We start from the raw sequence: 20016 nt of genomic DNA on the forward strand, positions 1-20016 counted from the left end.
GTTTATGGCCTGTTGAGTCCCGCGTTTCCGGCGGTGGATGCGAAGAAGATGCGCATAGTGTCGGTGGTTCGTGAGGGGAGGGGCGAACGCGTGAGTGAATCCCAGGGCCGCAGCTGTCCGGAGTGCGGGGCGCCGAGGGGCCCGGACCTGAGCCCGTCCTGCGACTGCGCAGAGCGCGCGGCCGAGGCCCTGCGCGAGACGCGTACGGCCGAGGCGGCAGCGGCGGAGGACTTCGGTCCACTGCGGATACGGCCGTACGTCGAGATCGAGCCCGGCGAGACCGGCCCGCCCTTGCAGCCGGCGGGGAGGCACCCGGAAGGAGCGCGCGGCCGTGCCCCGGCAGGCGGCTCCGCGGCGTGGGCGCGGCCAGCCACAACGGCGCCACAGCCGAACGACGACCCACCACGGCCGAACCGGCCGAGCGCCCGCCGTGCGGTCCTGCTGTCCGTGGCAGGCGCCGGCACGGCGATCGTGGCGGCGGCGGGGTTCGCGAGCGGGCTGCTCTCGTACCACACGCCGTCCCGGGACCGGGCTGCCCAGGAGGTCAGGCAGAGCGTCCCGCAGGTGAGCACACCGGGCCCGGCGTCGCCGACGCCACCCTCCTCCCCGGCCCTGTCCCACCGGCCGGCACCACCGCCCGCCGCTTCTGCGAGCATCTCGAGGCCCCCGAGCCCGTCGGCCACGCCGTCGACGTCGCCGTCCACGTCGCCGACCCCGGCCCCGCCCGCCGTCACGTCCCGCCCGGCCCCCGCGACCGCCTCCGCCGCCCCGCGGACCACCGCGGCAGTCGCGCCGGTGCTGCAGCGCGGCGACCAGGGTTCTGAGGTGACCGAACTCCAGCAGCGGCTACGGCAGTTGAACCTCTACGCCGACCGGATCAACGGCGTCTTCACCCGCCCGGTGGAGGACGCCGTACGCACCTACCAACTGGCCCGGGGCGTTCAGGGCGACACCCTCGGCGTGTACGGACCGGCGACCCGGAGAAGCCTGGAGGCGGAGACGTCCGAGCCGTGATCCGGCCTTGCGGAGGTGACTGAGCTCCGTCGTCCGGAGGGCGGGGCCGCCTGTCAGCCGATGTGCAGCCGGATCGCCCCGTCACCCGCCGCCTCGACCCGCACGCGCGTGAGATCCGGCACGACCACGTCGGGTCCGTGCACACCGGCGCGGGGCCCGATCCCCACCACCGTCATCCCCGCGGAGCGCCCCGCCGCGATGCCCGCGCCGGAGTCCTCGAAGACGACACAGTCCGCCGGATCCACGCCCAGCTCGGCGGCGCCCTTCAGGAACCCCTCGGGGTCGGGCTTGCTCGCGCCCACCGACTCGGCGGTGACGCGGACCTCCGGCAGCGGCAGCCCGGCGGCGTTCATGCGCGCGGTGGACAGCGGGACGTCGGCGGAGGTCACCAGGGCGTGCGGGAGACCGCGCAGGGAGGCGAGGAAGGCGCTCGCACCGGGGATCTCGACCACGCCGTCGGTGTCGGCGGTCTCCTCGGCGAGCATCCGGGCGTTGTCGGCGAGGTTCTGCTCCATGGGCCGGTCGGGCAGCAGTACGGCCATGGAGGCGTGACCCTGCCGGCCGTGGACGACCTTCATCACCTCGTCGCCGTCCAGCCCGTGCCGCTCGGCCCAGCGGCGCCAGATGCGCTCGACGACGGCGTCCGAGTTGACGAGGGTGCCGTCCATGTCGAGCAGGAGGGCGCGGGCGGTGAGGACGGTGGCCGTCATCGGCAGCTCCAGGAACGAAAAGGCCCCGAGGGGAGGACAAGGCGGCCCCGCCCGCCGGTCAGGGAAAACGGGCGGGAGCCACTTTGTTCCTCCACGGTACAAAACCCGGGGCCCATCCCGCCACCACATTCCGAGAGGGTTCACCGAGCGTTCAGCTCGGGCGGGGCGGGCGGGGGCCGGGGGCCGGGGGCCGGGGGCTGGGGGTCGGGGGCCGGCGGCCGGGGGCCGGGCGGGCGTCGAGAGCTTGGCGGGCGTCAGGAGCCGGGGGCCGAGGGCCGGGCAGGAGCCGGGGGCCGAGGGCCGGGCAGGAGCCGGGGGCCGAGGGCCGGGCGGGCGTCGGGAGCTTGGCGGGCGTCAGGAGCCGGGGGCCGAGGGGCCGGGCGGGCGTCGGGAGCTTGGCGGGCGTCGGGCGGGGGGCGGGCGGGCGTCGGGGGCCGGGGGGCGGGCGGGCGTCGGGAGCTTGGCGGGCGTCAGGAGCCGGGGGCCGAGGGGCCGGGCGGGCGTCGGGAGCCGGGGGGCGGGCGGGCGTCGGGAGCTTGACGGGCGTCGGGCGGGCGTCGGGGGGCGGGCGGGCGTCGGGGGCCGGGCAGGCGTCGGGGGGCTGGACGGGCGTCAGAGGCCGGGGGCCGGACGGGCGTCAGGAGCCGGGGGCTGAGCAGGCGTCGGGGGCCGGGGCTGGGCAGGCGTCGGGGGCCGGGGCTGGGCAGGCGTCGGGGGCCGGGGGCCGGCCCGGGGCCCGGGCGAGCGTCGGGGGAGAGGCCGGAGTCGGGGGCGAGGCCGGGGTCAGGGGCGAGGTCGGGGCCAGGGTCAGGTCGAGGCCAGGGTCAGGGCGGGGCTGTGCTGGGCTGGGGCGGGCTGTGCTGGGCTGGGGCGGGCTGTGCTGGCACGCGGCTGCGGGCGGCGCCTGCGGAGACCGACGTGCTGAACGCCCGTACGGCCACGGTCGGCGATGCGGCCCGCCTCGGCCGCACACCGGCCGGCACGGCGGGGCTCGGGCCGGGCCAGGACGCGCGGGGCGAGGCCGAGCCAGGCCCGGGGCCAGGGACAGGCCTGGCCCCGGGGCCGGCGTCAATGACGGAAGCCAGGGCCGGGCCCAGGGGACAGGACTGCGGGCCGGGGGCGGGGCGGGGGCCGGGAGGCGGGGCCGGCTGCGCCGGCGTGCACGAACCGGGGGGCCGCGGGGGTCAGACCGCTACCGCCTCGTACAGGCTCCACGCGCCGAGCGCGAGCATCAGCAGCGCGGCGATCTGTGTGATCAGCCGCAGCGGCACCTTCTTCATGAGGGCCTTCCCGCCGACGATGCCGAGTCCGGCGACGGCCCACAGACCGAGCACGGCGCCGAGACCGACGGAGATCGGGTCGTTGTAGCGGGCGGCGAGGTTGGCGGTCATGATCTGGGTGAGATCGCCGAACTCGGCGACGAGGATCAGCATGAAGCCCGTACCCGCGACCCTCCAGAAGGACTGGTCGGCGGGCTTCTTGATCTCCTCCTCGTCCTCCCCCTTCTGCAGCAGCAGCATCGCGGCACCGCCGAGGAAGAGGAGACCGGTAATGGCGTGCACGATCCGCTGGGGCAGCAGGGTCAGCACGCTGCCGGCCGCGACGGCCAGCACGACGTGCAGCAGGAAGGCGGCGGCGACACCGGCGAAGACGTAGCTCGCGCGGTAGCGGGTGCCGAGGACGAGGCCGGCGAGCGCGGTCTTGTCCGGCAGTTCGGCGAGGAAGATGACGCCGAAGACGAGCGCCGTCACGGTGATGCTGATCAAGGTTCCTCAATCGGTCGGGGCTGCCCCGCCGAGAGTGCGGTACGTCATGCGATGACACCTCGGCACGGCAGCGCACTCGGCGTCCGTGTCGCGGGGACACGGACGTGCACTGCTTGCCGAAGGTCTCGCTGGCGGTCTCGAAAGACTCGAAGGTCCGCCTCCGGGCGCCGGCTCAGGCTGGCTGAGCAGTATGTCGACGGTCCGGCGAAGAGCTACTCCCCTTCTGCGCTCCCCATCGTAAGGGACGCGAAGGCCGCACGCTAAACCCTGCCGCACCCCTTGGCATGACATGAACATGTCACTATTTTCTTACCGAGCGCTCACCCCGCGGCAACACGGCCTCGCGAGCATTCCCCCGCCCGCACCGAAAAGCCCCACCCCACAAGGGAGTTCACGCATGCCCAGGCTCTACGCGCGTCGACGGCTGAGCATACTCGCCGTTCTTACCGGACTCATAGCCTCCGTCGCCCTCTTCGCCTCCCCGAGCGCCTCCGCCGCCCTGCCCACGCCGGTCAGCGCCGCCACCGCCCGCAGCTACCTCTCCCAGCTCACCGTGGCCACCGAGAACCGCACCGGCTACCAGCGCTCCCTCTTCCCGACCTGGATCACCATCTCCGGCACCTGCAACACCCGTGAGTGGATCCTCAAGCGGGACGGCACGAACGTCGTCACCGACTCCGCTTGCACCGCCACCAGCGGCAGCTGGTACTCCCCGTACGACGGCGCGACCTGGACCTCCCCGTCCGACGTCGACATCGACCACCTCGTCCCGCTCGCCGAGGCCTGGGACTCCGGCGCGAGCAAGTGGACCACCGCACAGCGGCAGGCCTTCGCCAACGACGTCACCCGCCCCCAGCTCCTCGCCGTCACCGACAACGTGAACCAGGCCAAGGGCGACCAGGACCCGGCGACCTGGGTCCCGTCCCGGTCCGCCTACGTCTGCACCTACGTCCGTGCCTGGGTGCAGGTGAAGTACTACTACGGCCTCTCGGTCGACTCCGCCGAGAAGACGGCACTGACGAACTACCTGGCGAACTGCTGACCGATCCGCCGGGCGGCGCCAACCGAGACATGCGGACGGCGCCGCTTCGGCGGGCGGCCAGGGCACGACCGCCCAACTCCAGCCCCCGCCCCCGCTCGACCGACGGACCGCTTCCCGCGCGGTCGAACCAACCGAACGGACCGCAACCCACCCGGCCAAGCCCACCACCGACCACCCCCCACCCTGGCAAAGCTCAGCCGACCGAGTCGGGTGGCGGGTGGGCACAGGCCCCGGCGGGCCGGGGCGCGAAGCCCCCTGGTGCGGGCGCTGCGGCAAGCCGCACCGGACGGCGGCCGGCACCGAACAGTCGGCGGAACTAGGCGGCCCGGCGCCGCATCAGGTACCCCGCCGCCGCGCCCGCGGCGAAAAGGGCCGCGAACGAGACACCCGTGGCCACCCATGTCGCACCGAGCCACTGGGCGCCGTAGTAGCCGAGGGCAACGCTGTAGGCGGCCCAGGAGAGGCCGGCCAGGGCGGACCACGGGACGAAGTCGCGGGCCCGGCGGTGCGCGGCGCCGGCGCAGAAGGAGACGACCGAGCGGCCCGCCGGGGCGAAGCGGGCGAGCACGACGAGCGCGCCACCACCCTGGGCGAGGGCATCGCCGAGACGTTCCTGCGCGGTGGTCAGCCGCCGGGAACGGGCTATCGCCCGGTCCAGCCGCGTACCGCCCCGCCAGGCCAGGCGGTACGCCACCAGATCGCCGAGGACCGAGGCGGTCGCCGCGGAGAGGATCAGGGCCAGGATGTCCGGCACGTCGTGCGGGACCCGGCCGGCCGCCGCGCCCGAGCCCGCCGCCGCTGCCGTACCCGCCGTGATGACGAGCACACCGCTCGGCAGCACTGGCACGAACACGTCAAGCAACACGGACACGGCCACCGCGGCATAGATCCACGGCCCGGCGGCCAGTGACCCCACATTCTCGAACACCACGACTCCCGTTGCTCCCCCGTTGACAGCCATACAGCGTACGCCGGGGGTGTGACAGGAGGGGCTCCGGGGGCGAATCACGCCTCTGGCGGGTCGCCGGAGGCTTCCGGGGAGTCCCGCTCACCCGAACAGCGCAGGCTGTGCGGCGGGGCCCTGCCGCGTCCGTCGCAATGGAGAGAGGCCTGTCCGGAACATCAGGCACTCATCCGAATAAAACGGCGCAGAAGCGCAGAAAAAGGTGCACATCATGGTGGCAGCCATATACGCGGGCACCCTCGCCGCAGCCCTGTTCGCGACCGGGACCGGAGGCACCGTCCATGGCTCCTCGCTGGAGACCTACGGCGTGTTCTCCTCGCCCGCCGCGACCGGCAAGTCGCAGGCGGTGGCCTACGACCAGAGCCTCGTCCCGGCGGGCGCCCTGGTCCAGGTCCGCCAGATCACCCGGCCGAACGGTGCCACGACCGTCGAGCTGCGGGTGGCCGGCGTCAAACCCAACCATCTCTTCGGCGTCCATGTGCATCAGAAGGCCTGCGGCGCCGACCCCGCGGCCGCCGGCATGCATTACCAGAACAAGCCCGGCATGGACGCCGCCCACGTCAACAAGAAGAACGAGGTCTGGCTGGACTTCAAGTCCAACGCGAGGGGCAACGGCAGCGCCGTCGCCACGCACACGTGGGCCTTCCGGAAGGATCAGGCGAGGTCGGTGGTGATCCACAGCGAGCCCGGCACCAAGGGGGCCCGGGCGGCCTGCCTCACCGTGCCCTTCCGCGGAGCGTCGTAGGCGGGGCCGGGCGGAGACCGGACGGCACCCTTCCCCTCGTGGCGGGAAAGGGCGCCGTCTCGGATCAGGCGGCTATCGGGGTCTGCTCGGTGGCGGTCCGGCCGTCCGCGGCGGTGCGGCGGGCGACGAGCCGGTCGAGCCCGAAGGCGCCGGACCCGGTGAAGACCAGCAGGAAGAAGGCCCAGCAGAACAGGACCGAGAGCTCGCCGCCGTTCTGGATGGGCCACAGCGCGGCCTGCTGGTGCACGTCGAAGTAGGCGTACGCCATCGAGCCCGAGGCGAGCAGCGCGGCTCCGCGGGTGCCGAGGCCGAGCAGTACCAGGCCGCCGGCGACCAGCTGGATCACGGCCGCGTACCAGCCGGGCCAGGTGCCGGCCGGGATCGTGCCGCCCTGGGTGCCGACGGCGCCGCCGAGGACGCCGAAGAGCGACGCGGCGCCGTGCACGGTGAAGAGCAGGCCTACGACGATGCGGAAGAGCCCGAGGACATAGGGCTGAGCGGAGTTGAGACGTGCGGTCATGAGGGGGGTTCTCCTCTTCGGTGGCGGTCGGGCCGGCCGGGGACGTCCAAGTGGCCGGTCGTGGGGGCGGCGGTACCGAACGAGGGACCTAGGTTAGGCCTACCTAATCAGTGCTTGCAAGTTCAACATTTGGCCATGGTTCCGGTTTCCGCGCCGCGGTCGCCCAGTGCACGCCTTCCGTGGGCACCGTGAAGATGAACCACCCTGCGCGGACGGCTCCCTGACGGACCATCAGGCGACAGGGCCGCTGAGTCACGTCCGCCCCTCCCGTTTCGTAACCGTCCACCGAGTGCGGCGACATGGCCCGTCAGCCGGGCACCGGGCGGAAGCAGCTCTGCGACCCCCAACCCCCTTACGGAGGCCTGAAGTCAACCGTTATCCCTCATGTCGGACCGTGGCGGCGGGCCGTACCGACTGCCCTCGCACCTCCAACCCGGCGAGCAGCTCCGCCGTGGCCTCGGCCACCGCGGCCACCGCACGGTCGAAGACCTCGCGATTGTGCGCGGCGGGAGCGCGGAAGCCCGAGACCTTCCGTACGTACTGCAGCGCGGCGGCGTGGATGTCGTCCTCCGTGGCCTCGTCGGGCAGCACGGGCGGACGCAGCGTCTTGATACTCCGGCACATGACCCCAGTCTCACGCACACCGCGCGCCGGTGGGATGATCGCGCCGAAGGCGGCCACCGACTCCCGGGGCCGACCGACGAGAGGAACCTCCTCATGACCACCGAGAACACCGTGGCCGTGCTCGGCCCCGGCGGCACCGGCGGACTCCTCGCCGCCCTGCTCTCCCGCTCCGGCCACCGCGTGATCTGCCTGGCCCAGGAGCGTACGGCCGACACCCTGCGCCGTACCGGAATCACCGTCCGCAGCGCGCAGTTCGGCGAGTTCACCGCCCCGGTCGAGGCGGACACCGAGCTGCGCGAACCGGTGGACGCCTGCCTGATCGCCGTCAAGCACACCGCGCTGGACGCCGCGCTCACCCGGGTGCCGCCGGAGGCTCTGGGCGACGCCCTGGTCGTACCGCTCCTGAACGGCGTCGAGCACCCCGCCGCCCTGCGCGCCCGCCACCGTCCCGACCGGGTCGCCCCGGCGGTGATCCGCGTGGAGTCCACCCGTGTGGCTCCGGGAGTGATCGAACACGGCAGTCCGTTCACGGAGATCGACCTGGCCGGGGACGCCGTACCCCGGCCCCGCCTCGACCGCCTCGCGGCCACGCTCGTCTCCGCCGGTGCGACGGCCCGTGTGGTCGAGGACGAGACGGCGGCCCTGTGGGGCAAGATGGCCTTCCTCGCCCCCTTCGCCCTGCTCACCACCCGGTACGGTCTCCCGCTCGGCGAAGCCCGCACGCTGCACCGCGAGGAGCTGGAGTCCCTGGTCGCCGAGACCACCGCGGTCAGCCGCGCCTGCGGCGCCCCCGCCGACCCGGCCCAGGCGCTGGCCCGGTACGACGCCTTCCCGCCCGGCGCGAAGTCGTCCATGCAACGCGACGCGGAGGCGGGCCGCCCGCTCGAACTCGACGCCATCGGCGGCGCGCTGCTCCGCGCGGCCGGCCGGCACGGCGTCCCGGTGCCGGTGACGGCCCGCCTGGTGGCCGAACTGCGCGCCGCCGGTCACTGAGGGCCCTGGCCGGCCCAGTGGGGCAGCAGCCACTGGGCCGGCGCCGGACGCTCCGCGGCGAGCCCGCCCGCCCGCGGTGATCAGCACCGGAGGAGGGAACTGCAGGAGACGGCGGCGAGCAGCACCGGCACGAACGCGCCGAGCGGGACGGCCCGGTCGGCGTGGGCACGGGCGCAGAAGACCACCCCCGAGTCGACGGACTCCCGCGCCTCACCCCCGAGTTGACGCACTCCCCCGCCGCGAGCCCCCGGGACCGGCCGGCCGGCCCGACAACGGCGCGGGGAGCCCGGCGGCGCGGGCCGGTCTTGCGGACCGGTCACGGCCGACGCCCGGGCCACCCGTTCGGCTGAACCTCCCCGGAACCCCAGGAACGAACTCGCCCCCCAAAATCGAACAGGCGTAGCATTGGCGTGTGGCTACGACCTATGAATTCCCCAGTGACCTCCTCGCCGGTCAGGAGGAGCTGCATCAGGTCCGGGCCGAGCTGTCGGCCCTGCTCAAGCGGCTGCCCTGGTCGGTGGAGCCGCTGGACGGTTTCAGCGACGACACCGGCTGGCGGAAGGTGGAGCGGCCCGCGTCCCCGGGCTGGACAGCGGACGAACAGGCCGAGGTGGAGAAGCTGCGCCGCCGCGAGCATGAACTCGCGGTCTTCGTCAGCACCCACCGCTTCTGGGCCGAGGTCGCGGCGGCGGACCGCATGGACGCCCGCACCAGGCTGAAGCACGCGCACAAACAGGACACCGAGGAGGAATGACGAAGCCCCCGGCCACGGGCCGGGGGCTCGACTGTGGGCGCGGACGGTTTCGAACCGCCGACATCCTGCTTGTAAGGCAGGCGCTCTACCCCTGAGCTACGCACCCGGACACCCGGGCAGCGCGCCCAGGACGAGTCGACAGCCTACCTTGCCGGGACCGGTGCACCGCAAACCCGTAACGCCGGGCCACGGGCCGTTTACGGGGGTTAACCCCACCCCCGGTTCGGGAGCCGTCCTCATCGCCCCGCCCACCCCGGCTCGCTTACGGTCCTCAGAGACCGAATCCCAGGGGGAGTTCCCGCATGAGCCGTTCCGTTCCAGTCCGCGCCGCCGCCATGGCCGTCGTCACCGGCGTGCTCGTCGCGGGCGTCAGTGCCTGTGGCGCCGACGCCAGTGACGACACGCATCCCGACCACCGTTCCTTCGCCCTGCACGGCCGGACCCTCACGATCGACTCCGACGACTCGGCCCTGGAGGTCGTCGCCACGGACTCCGCCAAGCCCGGCACCGTCGACGTGACCCGGTGGTTCCAGGGATCCGTCGTCGTCGGCCACAACCCGACGGCCCGGTGGTCCTTCCAGGACGACCGGCTGGTGCTGCGCGTGCACTGCTCGGGGTTCATCGCCGACTGCTCGTCCAGGCACCGGATCGAGGTGCCGCGCGGGATCAGCGTGAAGATCGACAACGCCGACGGCAGCGTACGGGCGCACGGGTTCAGGGATCCGCTGAACATCGACACCAGCGACGGCGCCGTACGCGTCACCGACTCCAGCGGGCCGCTCGACCTGAAGTCGGCCGACGGTTCGCTGCGCGCCGACGTCTCCTCCCGCCGGGTGAAGGCGGACTCCGGCGACGGCTCCGTACAGGTCCGGCTGTCCGGCGTGCCCGACCTGGTGGACGCCTCCAGCGCCGACGGCGCCGTCACGGTCGTCCTGCCCAAGGCCGCCTACCGGGTGTCGGCCGGTGCCGACGACGGCACGGTCTCGGTGTCCGTGCCGCGCGACAGCAACAGCGCGCACCGGGTCTCGGCCCACTCCTCGGACGGGAAAGTGACTGTCCGTACGGCGAACTGACCGGCCCGTGTGTTCGTCTACAACGGGTGGGAGAATGACACCACCCACGGCGGACCACAGCACGGGAGAGGGATGTGACGGCGACACCGGGCACGCCAGCGACGCGGTCGTACCCGCCGTCGACCGTCCGGGCCCGCTCCGGGTCCACGGCCCTGCGCGACACCCTCACCCTGCTGAGCCTGCCGGTGCTGGCCGCGCTCGCCCTGCCCGCCGCGTTCGCCGGCGGCGGCACCCGGCGCTGGTTCGGCGGCCGGGCGGAGAGCCAGCGGGCCGAGGCGCAGGCGGCGAAGGACGCCGCGGCGGCCGCGTTCTACGAACTGGACACCGCCCAGCGCGACCTGCGGATCTCCATAGAGACGATCACGGCCGTGGACGACTCCCCCGCCGCCCGGCGGGCCGTGACCGACTTCGAGGCGCTCGGGCGGCGGATCGACGAGGTCAGCCAGCGCTACATCCAGGCCGTCGACGCCCATGACCTGGACCGGGACGACCTGGAGGCCGCCGCGGCCGCCCGGGCGCGCGCGGAGCTGACGTCCGCCAGGGACGAGCTGGTCCGGGTCAAGCAGGAACTGGACCGTTTCGGCAGCTCGCTCGGGCCGCTGCTCGGCACGGCCGAGACACAGCTGGCCCGGCTGGCGCCCGCCGTGGAGCGGGCCCGGCAGGCGCTGCTGGGCGCGAGCAACGCCCTGGACGCCGTACGGGAGAGGGGCCTGCGGGCCGATGACCTGGCCGGCCGGCTCGCCGCGCTGTCGCCGGAGCTGACCAGGCTGAACCAGGGCGCCGGGCAGCACGGGGTGGCGCAGACCCTGGAGCGGGCCGAGCGGGTGCAGCGGGAGGCCGGGGCCATCCGGGCCGAGGCGGAGCGGCTGCCGGAGAAGGCCGCCGAGATCGACCACCGGCTGGTCAGCCTGCGCACCCGCGCGCAGGCGCTCACCACCAGGGCCGGGCAGGTGGACCCGGTGCTGAGCGAGCTGCGGCGCCGGTTCGCCGCCGCCTGCTGGCAGGACCTGCAGCATGTCCCCGAGCAGGCCACGGAGAACGTACGGCAGGCCGAGCTGAAGCTCCGCGAGGCCCAGGCCGCGCGGGACGCCCAGCGCTGGCCGGACGCCACCTCGCTGCTGTCGACGGTGCGGGCCCTGCTGAACGCCACCGACGAGGCCGTGTCGGCCGCCGGGGACCGGCTGGCCCGGCTGAACGCCGTACAGAAGGATCCGCAGGCCGAGATCGAGCGCACCCGGTTCGCGATCCGGGACGCCCAGCGGCTGGCCATGACGGGCCGTACGACCCCCGATCCCCGGCATGCCCGGCCACTGGACGACGCGGTGACCCGGCTGGAGCGGGCGATCGGTTCGCTGGAGGAGGGCCGGCACCCCGACTTCTGGCACTTCCTGACCGAGACGGATGCGGTGCGGCAGACCGCCGCCCGGGTGGTGGCGCAGATTCGTGAGGAGCGCGGGGGGCACTGAGGCACCCGCCGCAGGGGTATGTGTGTTGCCGCGTGGGTCGGGCAGGCGGATATTGGTTGGACGGATGGCCTCCGCTAGCGCCCGAGGGAGGCGGATATGGCCACACACGCTCAGCACACGACGCCGCGACGGCGGATCCGGTTCGACGAGCACCTGCCCGTCGACCATCGGCTGAACACGGTCTACCGGATCGGCGCGGGCCTGATCGGCGCGTTCCTCGTCGCGTTCGGCATCCTGGGTCTGGTCAACCACATCGGCTTCTTCGACACCGGCGGTAACACGGTCGCCGGGCTGAACAGCAACGGGACGCTGAGCGTGCTGTCCGTCGTCGTCGGGGCGATCCTGCTCGTCGGCATGGTGATCGGCGGGAACGTGGCCTCCACGCTGAACATGGTGTTCGGGGTGCTGTTCCTGCTGAACGGCTTCCTGAACCTCTCCCTGCTGGACACCGACTACAACTTCCTGGCGTTCAAGATCCAGAACGTGTTCTTCAGCTTCGTCGTGGGCCTGCTGCTGATGACCTTCGGCATGTACGGCCGAGTCGGCTCGACCCTGCCGCACGACAACCCGTACTGGCGGGCACGCCATCCCGAACCGGGCGCGCTGCCCGGCAAGGAGGAAGAGCACTAATCTGTGGGCATGCCTCGCTACGAGTACCGCTGCCGCACCTGCGGCGACACGTTCGAACTGAGCCGTCCCATGGCCGAGTCCGCCGCCCCCGCGTCATGCCCCGCGGGGCATGACGACACGGTCAAGCTGCTGTCGACCGTGGCGGTGGGCGGTACGGCGTCCGTTCCGGCGCTGGCCGGGGGCGGCGGTGGCTGTTGCGGCGGAGGGTGCTGCGGCTAGTCGCCTGCCGGGGCAGCGGTGCGGCTCGCCTTCAGGAACTCCCGTACTATCCGCTCCCCTGCCAGGACCCCCCGCTCCGGAAGTACCGCGACCTGGGGTGCGGCCCAGCCCGCGTCCGCCAGTTCGCCGTGGCCGGGGCGCCAGCCCCGGTCGGCGGCGAGGAGGAGGTCCGCGTCCAGGAGGGAGTCCCCCGCCGCCAGCGTCAGCTCCGCGCCGGTGCGGCGGGCGATCTCATGGACGGCCGCGCTCTTGGTGAGCGGCTTGGGGACGGCGTAGATCTTGCGGCCCTGGAGCGAGACGGTCCAGCCGCGGTTCTCCGCCCATACCGCCAGCTCCTTCACCCAGTCCTCGGGCAGCAGCTCGCGCTCGATGACGAGGTAGGTGAACAGATCCTCGGCGATGCGGTGCTTGCGTACCCAGGCCGGGTCCGCCGAGCGCATCAGATGCTCGTGGACCTCGGCCAGCGGCGCGCACTCGTCGGCGAGGCGGGCGAGCACACCGGCGTGCCAGTCGGCGTCCGTCACGCCGTCGACCAGCAGATGGCCGCCGTTGGCGCAGATCGCGTACTTCGGGGGCGGGCCGGGCAGGTTGATCCGCTGGTACTGCTTGCGCGTCCGGGTCGTCGTCGGGACGAAGACGGCCGTGTCGCCGAGGTCGGTCAGCAGCTGGGCCGCCGTCTCGGTCATGTAGGAGAGCGGCCTGGCCTCGTGCACCTCCACGCAGAGCAGCCGGGGCGCCCGCGCGTCCGGCATGGTCAGCGCGAGGGCCGCCGAGGAGTAGATCAGCGTGCGGTCGAGGTCGCTCGCCACCAGCACCGGCATCAGACGTTCACCGCCCTGCCGTGGGCGCCCGTGGCACCGCGCGTGTACTTGGGGTGGATCAGGCCGACGCAGGTGTACGGCAGCTCGCCGACCTCCTCGACGGGGACTCCCCTCTGCTCGGCGAGCATGCGCACGTGGTCGAGGTCGGCGCCGGCCCCTGCGCGGGCCAGGATCTTCCAGGGCACCCGGCGCAGCAGCACCCGGGTGGTCTCGCCGACGCCGGGCTTGACGAGGTTCACGTCATGGATGCCGTACTCCTCGCTGATCCGCTCGACCGCCCGCCAGCCGGCCCAGGTCGGGTCGCGGTCCTCGGCCATCAGCTCCTTGACCGCGGTGTCGACGGTGTCGGCGACCTCCGGGAAGCGGGCGGAGACGGCGTCGAGGAAGGCCACGGAGACGTCGGCGCCGGCGAGTTCGCGGTAGAACTTCGCGCCGTGGAAGTCGTCCGGGCCGACCAGGTCCGCGCGGAGCACCGTACGGGAGATCAGCCCGGAGACGGTCGAGTTGAGGCACGCGGAGGGTATGAGGAAGTCCTCGCGGGTGCCGTAGGTGCGTACGCAGGAGCCCGGGTCGGCGAGTACGGCGATCTCCGCGTCGAAGCCGGTGATGCCCTCCTTCGCCTCGAACTCCTCGATGGCCTGGGCGAGTTCGCGGGTGATGGCGCCCTTGCCGGTCCAGCCGTCGACGAACACCACGTCCCGCGGGTCGTGGTGGGCGGCGAGCCAGCGCAGCGCGTTGGCGTCGATGCCCCGGCCGCGCACGATCGACACCGCGTAGTGCGGCAGGTCGAGGCCGTGCCGGAACCGGGCCCAGCGGCGCATCAGGATGCCGACCGGGGTGCCCGCGCGGGCGAGCGAGACCAGCACCGGGCGCGGCGACCGCTCGGCGATCACGGCCTCGGTCACCACGCCCACCGCCTGGGCGATCCGGGCGGCGGAGACGTCGAGGGCCGCGTGGAACAGCTGCTGGTACTGCTCGCTGGGCTGGTACTCCACCGGCAGCGACTCGGCGTAGTGCGCGCCACCGCTCTGGATGGCCTCCTCGCGCTCCTCGGTCGGCGCCTCCAGCGTGACGTCGGAGAGGTCCTGGAGCAGCCAGCCGACCTCCTCGGGGGCGTAGCTGGAGAATGCGGGGCCGCGGAGGGGCTCGGGCAGCATGACCGGCCTTTCGAAAGCGTGCGGGACGTACGACGGGACGACCGCGAGCAGGACGTGCGGGGTGTGGGCGGCGAGGCGGGCCAGCAGGCCGTCGGAGGCGTGCAGGGCCGGGGTGTCGGCGACGGAGTCGACCACGGCCACGACGGCGTCGAAGCCGCCCCCTGCGACGTTGTAGGCGTACCTGTCGCCGGGGCCGTCGGCCGGGTCGTCGTGGGCGGGGAAGACCAGTCGGGTGCGGATCGCGTACCCGGGGTCGTCCAGCGCGAGGACGGGCGAACGGGTGGTGGTGGAGAAGCGCACCTCGACGTCCGTGACCTGTTCCAGCTCGCGTGCGAGGCGCAGGGGGGCGTACATCAGCTCCTCGAAGCCGAGGACGAGGACGCGCCGGGCGCCGGGGGGCAGGGCGCCGCCTATTCGGGCCACCATCTCGGGCAGCGCGGTTTCGAGGCGGGCACGGTGAGCGGGGGTGAAGCCGTGCCGGCCGCCGTCGGGGAGGCCGGTGGGCCAGTGGAGGTCCACCCGGGTGACGCGGCCGTACGACGGCTCGGGCGAGCCGTGCCGCTGGTCGTGCTCGGCGACCAGCCGCTGCCCCTTGTCCAGCACACCCTCCGGCAGCCGCACGGTCCCGGAGGCAGCGGCGATCAGGTCCACCCGGGCGCCGATCCCGGTGGCGAACCGCTCCATCCGGTCGGCGTCCTCGGGTGAGCGCATGTCGACCAGGGCGACCACCACGTAACGCTTGCGCGGATAGCGTTCGTGCAGCTCACGGATGGTGTTCAGGACCGTGTTCCCGGTGGAGAACTCGTCGTCGACCAGGACCAGCGGACCATCCCCGCCCAGCAGGCCGGGATCCTCGGGGAGCAGCAGATGGGAGGTGGCGTGCGAGTGGCTCTCCTCGAAGCCGCCCGCACGGGCGACCCCGGCCACCGGCCGACGGGTGGAGTGCAGATACGGCGCCGCACCGAGCCCGTCGGCCACGGCGTGGCCCAGTCCCGTCGCGGTCTCCGCGTACCCCAGGACCACGGCAGCGGCGGCCTCGGCGTCGCCGAGCAGTTCACGGACGCGTCGGCCCAGGCGGTGGCCATGGCCGTACACCACCGCCGGCGACTGCGGAACATGCTTGCCGAGCACGTTGGACACCAGCAGATGGGCCCGCTTGGGATTGCGCCGCAGGGCGAGGCCGAGCAGGTCCCGCAGGCCGTCGTCCCCCACGAGTTCGACCCCGAGCCGCTCGGCGACCCAGCTGCCGGACCAGACCCCGTCGTTCACTGCGTTCCTCATGCGTTCATTCCCGCGGCGAGCAGCTCCACGAAGCCGACGTCCTCGTGGGCCACACCGAAGACCTCGGCGCGCAGCAGGGTGCGCTCGGCCCAGGCGCGGTGCGGCTTCACCTCGTTCATCTTGTTCGTGTAGGCCGACCGGAGTACACCCCCGCCGCCGCGTTCCGGCCGCAGTATGTCCTGGGCGTCGCTGTACTCCTCGTGGCTGACCACGGACAGCGCGTGGACGGGCAGCACGTGGGAGGGGTGGATGCAGGTCTTGCCGAGCAGGCCGTTGGCCTGGTCGAGGGAGATCTCCCGCAGCAGTCCGTCCATGGCGTGCTCGATCAGCTTCTCGCGCAGCTCGACGGCCTGCACCTCCAGGAAGGGGCTCTGCCTCAGCTGTGGCTTGAACATGCGCTCGGAGACCCGGAAGTACTCCCACACGGGCCCGGTCACGGTGAATCCGGTGCCGTCCGCACGGCCCAGCATGTTCACGACGTCGGCGATCACCGAGGCGACGATCTGCACGTCGTAGGCGGTCATGTCGGGGGCGCGGCGCAGGCCGTAGGAAGAGCAGAAGTCGGTCACCCCGAGGCGCAGCGCGAGGACCCGGTCGCGGTACTTGTCGACCGCGCGGGCTATGCCCTCCAGGGTGTCCACGCGGGACTCGCGGTAGAGCAGCTCAGGGGACTCCAGGACGGGCATGGCGAACAGCCGGCGCCCGCTGAGCGCCTCGGCGGCCGTCAGGGCCTCCAGGAAGGGGATGCCGCGCTCCTCGGTGAACTTGGGCAGCACGAAGCCGGACAGCAGCCGTACGGACGGGCCGAGACGCCGTACGAGGTCGGGTATCTGCTCGGGGGTGCGTACCCGGATGAAGAGCAGCGGTGGCTCGACGCCGGGCCGGGCGGCAAGGCCGGCGAACTGCCGGACGAGGTTCTCCTCGCCGGCCACCACGTCCGCGTCGTCGATCGAGTCCTCCAGGCACAGCACCATCGAGACCACGCCGTTCCCGGCCTGCTTGACGATGTCGTCGGCGAGCCGCGGCCGGGTGGCCGGGCTGTACAGGGTGGCGCCGAGGGCGGCGGCGAGCAGCCTGGCCGGAGAGTCGGCGGTGAACGCGCACGGCTCCCGGTGGAAGAGGCGCTGCCGCACCTCGGGGGCGATGTGCCGGAAATGACGCATAGAACTCCCCCAGGGCTCGAGCCCGAGTCTCAGTGTTCGGTAAAGGGTGGCCGGTAATAGTACGTAGGGATCCATGTCAGAGGTTCCCTGTGGGCATGAATTTCCGGTAACTCGCCCATGTCGGCGGCGCACTGGTACACCACCCCCCGCATTGTCGTGACCAGGACCGAGAAGGCAGGATGACCGCATGACGCACGCGATGCTGAAGGGGTCGAACGTCCCGCTGGAAGCCGGCACGGTCCGCGCCGTGCTGCGCTGGGCGCCTGGGCAGGGGGTCCCGGACGTGGACGCCTCGGCGCTGCTGCTGGGGCCCGACGGCCGTGTGCGCTCCGACGAGGACTTCGTCTTCTACAACCAGCCCCGGCACCCCTCCGGAAAGGTGTGGCGGCTGGGCAAGAAGCGCGTCGCCGAGGGGCTGACCGACACCATCCAGTCGGACCTGCCCGGCGTCGAGCCGGACGTCGGCCGCATCCTGCTGGTGGCGTCCGCGGACGGGATCACCTTCGACCGGGTGCCGGCGCTGTGCATCCTGCTGTACGACGCCGCGGTCGCCGACGCCGAGCCGCTGGCCCGGTTCGAGATCAAGCCGGAGACGGGTGCGGAGACGGCGCTGATCTGCGGTGAGCTGTACCGGCGCGGCGAGGGCTGGAAGTTCCGCGCGCTCGGCGAGGGCTATTCCAACGGGCTGAAGGGGCTCGCGACCGACTTCGGTATCTCGGTGGACGAGTCGGAGGTGGAGGAACCGAGCTCTTCGCAGCCGTTGCCCCCGGAGCAGCCGACGTCCGCCGTGCCGCAGCAGCCGCCCGCGTACGGCTATCCGCAGCCGACGTCGGCTCCGCCGGCGTACGGGTACCCTCAGCCGGTGCCGGTGGCTGTGGCCGCGGGGCCGGTGGATCCGAACTTCCGGCTGCCTCCGCAGGGGCCGCAGTTCATCGGGCGGTGAGCCGGCCTACCGGTTCAGCGATCCACCTTCGTCTTGTAACCCCTGCCCCACTGCAATCCCCACCCGTACAACCGGTCCAGCTCCCCCTGGAAGCCGTACACGAACTTCACCTCGCGGCGGACGACCAGTTCGCCCTTGACGTTCTCGATCATCACCACCGCGCAGGAGCGGGCCTGGGGGTGGCGTTCGTCGAGGCCTATCTCGATGCGGGGGCCGTTGCTGGGGTACAGGGTGACGATGGCGTGGGTGCGGTCGAAGGCCGGGGTCTGGTCGTAGATGTAGACGAAGACCAGCAGGCGCTTGATGGCGTCGCGGTGGTCGAGGTTGATGTACATCGTCTCGCCCGACGCCGAACCGAACCGGTCGTCGCCGCTGAGCTTTATGTACGGCGGTGCGTTGACGTCGCCGAGGTAGTTGCCGAGCGGCTGGACGACGCCCTTGGTGCCGTCGGTCAGTTCGTACAGGCAGCCCAGGTCCAGGTCGACGTTGACCATGCTCTGGCCGTGGCCGAGGACCTCCGGTGGCTTGAGGGCCCTGAAGGGGTGCCGGAAGAGGCTGGTGCGCTGGTTGCTGTCGAAGTCCGAGGTGCGCATCCGCCAGGCGAGGTTGATGCGCAGGTGGCCGGTGGCGGCGTCCTGCTTGGTGAGGGACACCGTCTGGTGCCGCCTGGTCAGTTCGATGGAGTTCGTCGAGGCGTTGCCCGCGTCGAATTCGGCGGCGCTGGCGCCCCGCAGCCCGTCGAAGAATCCCATTCCCGCCCCCAGGTGCTCGTGTACTCGTCCACAACGCCGTCGGGGCGGCCGACCGCGTCGGCCGCCCCGATTCAGAGCGTTCCTCACCGGGCGGGGTGTCACACCCCGTCACAGCCCGGATCTGTCCCGTAGGGGACCCGGCTCACACCCCTGAGGAGACCTCGGCCTTCTCGTCGGTGCCCTCGCCCTCGGCCGCCAGTGCTCGGTTGCGGCGGACGGAGGACCAGAAGGACAAGGCGATCAGGACGACGCCGACGAGACCGGTGATGACCTCGTTGATCTCGTGCTGGATGGTGACCATGAGGATCACGGCCAGGGCGCCGATGGCGTAGTGGGCGCCGTGCTCCAGGAAGACGTAGTCGTCGAGGGTGCCCTGGCGGACCAGGTAGACCGTGAGGGAACGGACGTACATCGCGCCGATGCCGAGGCCGAGGGCCATCATCACGATGTCGTTGGTGATGGCGAAGGCGCCGATCACGCCGTCGAAGGAGAAGGACGCGTCCAGTACCTCGAGGTACAGGAACATGAAGAACGCGGCCTGGCCGGCCAGCAGCACCGCCGACTTCTTCTTGCCGGTGCGGGCGGCCTCTTCCTCCTCCTCGTGCTCGCGCTCCTCCTCTTCCTCGAGCCGGTCCTCGAAGTAGCCCGAAAGACCGCCGACGATCATGTAGGTGATCAGGCCGGCGATGCCGGCGATCAGGACCGTCTGAGCCTTGTCGACGTGGGCGCCGCCGTGCTGGTGGGCGTGGGTGGCGAAGGTGAAGGAGGTGATCAGCAGGACGATCAGGGCGATGCAGACCGCCAGCATGTCGACCTTGCCGAGCTTGGCCAGCGGACGCTCCAGCCACTGCAGCCACTGGATGTCCCGGTCCTCGAAGATGAAGTCCAGGAAGATCATCAGCAGGAACATCCCGCCGAACGCGGCGATCGCCGGGTGCGCGTCGGTGACCAGCTGCTGGTAGCGGTCCTTGTCGGTGAGGGCCAGGTGGACCGCGTCGTAGGGGTTGAGCTTGGCGGTCATGGCGACGATCACGACGGGGAAGACCAGCCGCATGCCGAACACCGCGATGAGAACGCCGACCGTGAGGAAGATCTTCTGCCAGAAGGCGTTCATCTTCTTCAGGATGCCGGCGTTGACCACCGCGTTGTCGAAGGACAGCGAGATCTCGAGGATGGCGAGGATCGCCACGACGCCGAAGGCCTCCCACCCCCCGTAGAAGACCGCGGCGACCAGGCCGAGCGCGGTGATCGCGAACGACCAGCCGAAGGTTTTCAGAAGCACTGGCTACCCAATCGTGTGTGTACGGGGGTCCCCCGCGCCGTACTCGGTTTTGCTAAACGTTGACCCCGAGTCTAGAGGTGCACCCTACCGGCGGTAC

21 protein-coding genes and 1 tRNA gene are annotated in these 20016 nt (G+C 72.2%); 10 read left to right on the forward strand and 12 right to left on the reverse strand.

Annotation, left to right across the window (positions count from 1 at the left end; all coding sequences use genetic code 11):
• The first annotated feature begins 90 nt into the window (after positions 1 to 90).
• Entirely contained in the window at positions 91 to 1014 is a 924-nt protein-coding gene (locus LMU33_RS12580) for a peptidoglycan-binding domain-containing protein (protein WP_228620085.1), read from the forward strand.
• 53 nt (positions 1015 to 1067) lie between these two features.
• On the opposite strand, the gene LMU33_RS12585 is transcribed toward LMU33_RS12580, so the two are convergent.
• Together LMU33_RS12585 and LMU33_RS12590 are read right to left on the reverse strand one after the other, a co-directional pair.
• Entirely contained in the window at positions 1068 to 1724 is a 657-nt protein-coding gene (locus LMU33_RS12585) for an HAD family hydrolase (protein WP_228620087.1), read from the reverse strand.
• 1184 nt (positions 1725 to 2908) lie between these two features.
• A complete protein-coding gene (locus LMU33_RS12590; protein WP_228620088.1) occupies positions 2909 to 3490 on the reverse strand; it encodes a TMEM165/GDT1 family protein in 582 nt (193 codons plus the stop codon).
• A gap of 397 nt (positions 3491 to 3887) precedes the next feature.
• Here LMU33_RS12590 and LMU33_RS12595 point away from each other — a divergent pair, with 397 nt between their 5' ends.
• Positions 3888 to 4532: an HNH endonuclease family protein gene (locus tag LMU33_RS12595; protein ID WP_228620089.1), complete on the forward strand. Its 645-nt coding sequence runs from the start codon at positions 3888 to 3890 to the stop codon at positions 4530 to 4532.
• A gap of 316 nt (positions 4533 to 4848) precedes the next feature.
• Here the strand turns inward: LMU33_RS12595 and LMU33_RS12600 are convergent, their stop codons facing one another.
• The gene (locus LMU33_RS12600) at positions 4849 to 5460 is read right to left on the reverse strand and encodes a DedA family protein (RefSeq protein WP_228620495.1); all 612 of its coding nucleotides are present in this window, start codon (positions 5458 to 5460) and stop codon (positions 4849 to 4851) included.
• 247 nt (positions 5461 to 5707) lie between these two features.
• Here LMU33_RS12600 and LMU33_RS12605 point away from each other — a divergent pair, with 247 nt between their 5' ends.
• Complete coding sequence (locus LMU33_RS12605; protein WP_228620092.1) at positions 5708 to 6241, forward strand: superoxide dismutase family protein; 534 nt, start codon at positions 5708 to 5710, stop codon at positions 6239 to 6241.
• Positions 6242 to 6305: 64 nt separating this feature from the next.
• On the opposite strand, the gene LMU33_RS12610 is transcribed toward LMU33_RS12605, so the two are convergent.
• Together LMU33_RS12610 and LMU33_RS12620 are read right to left on the reverse strand one after the other, a co-directional pair.
• A complete protein-coding gene (locus tag LMU33_RS12610) occupies positions 6306 to 6761 on the reverse strand; it encodes a DoxX family protein (RefSeq protein ID WP_228620093.1) in 456 nt (151 codons plus the stop codon).
• Positions 6762 to 7136: 375 nt separating this feature from the next.
• Positions 7137 to 7385, reverse strand: a complete 249-nt coding sequence (locus tag LMU33_RS12620; RefSeq protein ID WP_228620095.1) for a DUF2277 domain-containing protein — start codon at positions 7383 to 7385, stop codon at positions 7137 to 7139.
• Positions 7386 to 7478: 93 nt separating this feature from the next.
• Between LMU33_RS12620 and LMU33_RS12625 the strand changes: the two genes are divergently transcribed.
• On the forward strand, positions 7479 to 8378 hold the full coding sequence (locus LMU33_RS12625; RefSeq protein WP_228620097.1) for a ketopantoate reductase family protein: 900 nt from the start codon (positions 7479 to 7481) through the stop codon (positions 8376 to 8378).
• An 80-nt stretch (positions 8379 to 8458) separates the two neighbouring features.
• On the opposite strand, the gene LMU33_RS12630 is transcribed toward LMU33_RS12625, so the two are convergent.
• Positions 8459 to 8608 carry a hypothetical protein gene (locus LMU33_RS12630; RefSeq protein ID WP_228620099.1) on the reverse strand — a complete coding sequence of 50 codons (150 nt, stop codon included), beginning with the start codon at positions 8606 to 8608 and terminating at the stop codon, positions 8459 to 8461.
• Positions 8609 to 8790: 182 nt separating this feature from the next.
• Between LMU33_RS12630 and LMU33_RS12635 the strand changes: the two genes are divergently transcribed.
• The gene (locus LMU33_RS12635; RefSeq protein WP_228620100.1) at positions 8791 to 9132 is read left to right on the forward strand and encodes a DUF8825 domain-containing protein; all 342 of its coding nucleotides are present in this window, start codon (positions 8791 to 8793) and stop codon (positions 9130 to 9132) included.
• A 34-nt stretch (positions 9133 to 9166) separates the two neighbouring features.
• On the opposite strand, the gene LMU33_RS12640 is transcribed toward LMU33_RS12635, so the two are convergent.
• Positions 9167 to 9238, reverse strand: a tRNA-Val gene (locus LMU33_RS12640).
• A 196-nt stretch (positions 9239 to 9434) separates the two neighbouring features.
• Between LMU33_RS12640 and LMU33_RS12645 the strand changes: the two genes are divergently transcribed.
• The 4 genes from LMU33_RS12645 to LMU33_RS12660 all read left to right on the forward strand — a co-directional run bounded on the left by LMU33_RS12645 (position 9435) and on the right by LMU33_RS12660 (position 12520).
• Positions 9435 to 10205 (forward strand): DUF4097 family beta strand repeat-containing protein, encoded by a 771-nt coding sequence (locus tag LMU33_RS12645; RefSeq protein WP_228620102.1) that lies wholly within the window; start codon positions 9435 to 9437, stop codon positions 10203 to 10205.
• Positions 10206 to 10279: 74 nt separating this feature from the next.
• Positions 10280 to 11671, forward strand: coding sequence for a hypothetical protein (locus tag LMU33_RS12650; RefSeq protein WP_228620104.1), 1392 nt, complete (start codon positions 10280 to 10282; stop codon positions 11669 to 11671).
• Positions 11672 to 11767: 96 nt separating this feature from the next.
• A complete protein-coding gene (locus LMU33_RS12655) occupies positions 11768 to 12301 on the forward strand; it encodes a DUF4383 domain-containing protein (protein ID WP_228620105.1) in 534 nt (177 codons plus the stop codon).
• Between the two features lie 9 nt (positions 12302 to 12310).
• The gene (locus tag LMU33_RS12660) at positions 12311 to 12520 is read left to right on the forward strand and encodes an FmdB family zinc ribbon protein (RefSeq protein ID WP_228620107.1); all 210 of its coding nucleotides are present in this window, start codon (positions 12311 to 12313) and stop codon (positions 12518 to 12520) included.
• Here LMU33_RS12660 and LMU33_RS12665 read toward each other — a convergent pair.
• The 3 genes from LMU33_RS12665 to LMU33_RS12675 are packed head-to-tail and all read right to left on the reverse strand — an operon-like array spanning position 12517 to position 16942.
• Positions 12517 to 13341, reverse strand: coding sequence for an HAD family hydrolase (locus LMU33_RS12665; RefSeq protein WP_228620109.1), 825 nt, complete (start codon positions 13339 to 13341; stop codon positions 12517 to 12519). The genes LMU33_RS12660 and LMU33_RS12665 overlap by 4 nt on opposite strands.
• Positions 13341 to 15779 (reverse strand): phosphoribosyltransferase, encoded by a 2439-nt coding sequence (locus LMU33_RS12670; RefSeq protein WP_228620111.1) that lies wholly within the window; start codon positions 15777 to 15779, stop codon positions 13341 to 13343. Before LMU33_RS12670 ends, LMU33_RS12665 begins: the two co-directional genes overlap by 1 nt.
• Positions 15776 to 16942 (reverse strand): HpcH/HpaI aldolase/citrate lyase family protein, encoded by a 1167-nt coding sequence (locus tag LMU33_RS12675; RefSeq protein ID WP_228620112.1) that lies wholly within the window; start codon positions 16940 to 16942, stop codon positions 15776 to 15778. The genes LMU33_RS12670 and LMU33_RS12675 overlap by 4 nt, the downstream gene beginning before the upstream one ends.
• A gap of 187 nt (positions 16943 to 17129) precedes the next feature.
• Between LMU33_RS12675 and LMU33_RS12680 the strand changes: the two genes are divergently transcribed.
• Complete coding sequence (locus LMU33_RS12680) at positions 17130 to 17885, forward strand: TerD family protein (RefSeq protein ID WP_228620114.1); 756 nt, start codon at positions 17130 to 17132, stop codon at positions 17883 to 17885.
• A 14-nt stretch (positions 17886 to 17899) separates the two neighbouring features.
• Here the strand turns inward: LMU33_RS12680 and LMU33_RS12685 are convergent, their stop codons facing one another.
• Both LMU33_RS12685 and LMU33_RS12690 read right to left on the reverse strand, forming a co-directional pair.
• Entirely contained in the window at positions 17900 to 18637 is a 738-nt protein-coding gene (locus LMU33_RS12685) for a TerD family protein (RefSeq protein WP_228620116.1), read from the reverse strand.
• A 142-nt stretch (positions 18638 to 18779) separates the two neighbouring features.
• Positions 18780 to 19919: a DUF475 domain-containing protein gene (locus tag LMU33_RS12690; RefSeq protein ID WP_228620118.1), complete on the reverse strand. Its 1140-nt coding sequence runs from the start codon at positions 19917 to 19919 to the stop codon at positions 18780 to 18782.
• Positions 19920 to 20016 lie beyond the last annotated feature (97 nt).

Source organism: Streptomyces barringtoniae (genome assembly GCF_020819595.1).
GTDB lineage: Bacteria > Actinomycetota > Actinomycetes > Streptomycetales > Streptomycetaceae > Streptomyces > Streptomyces barringtoniae.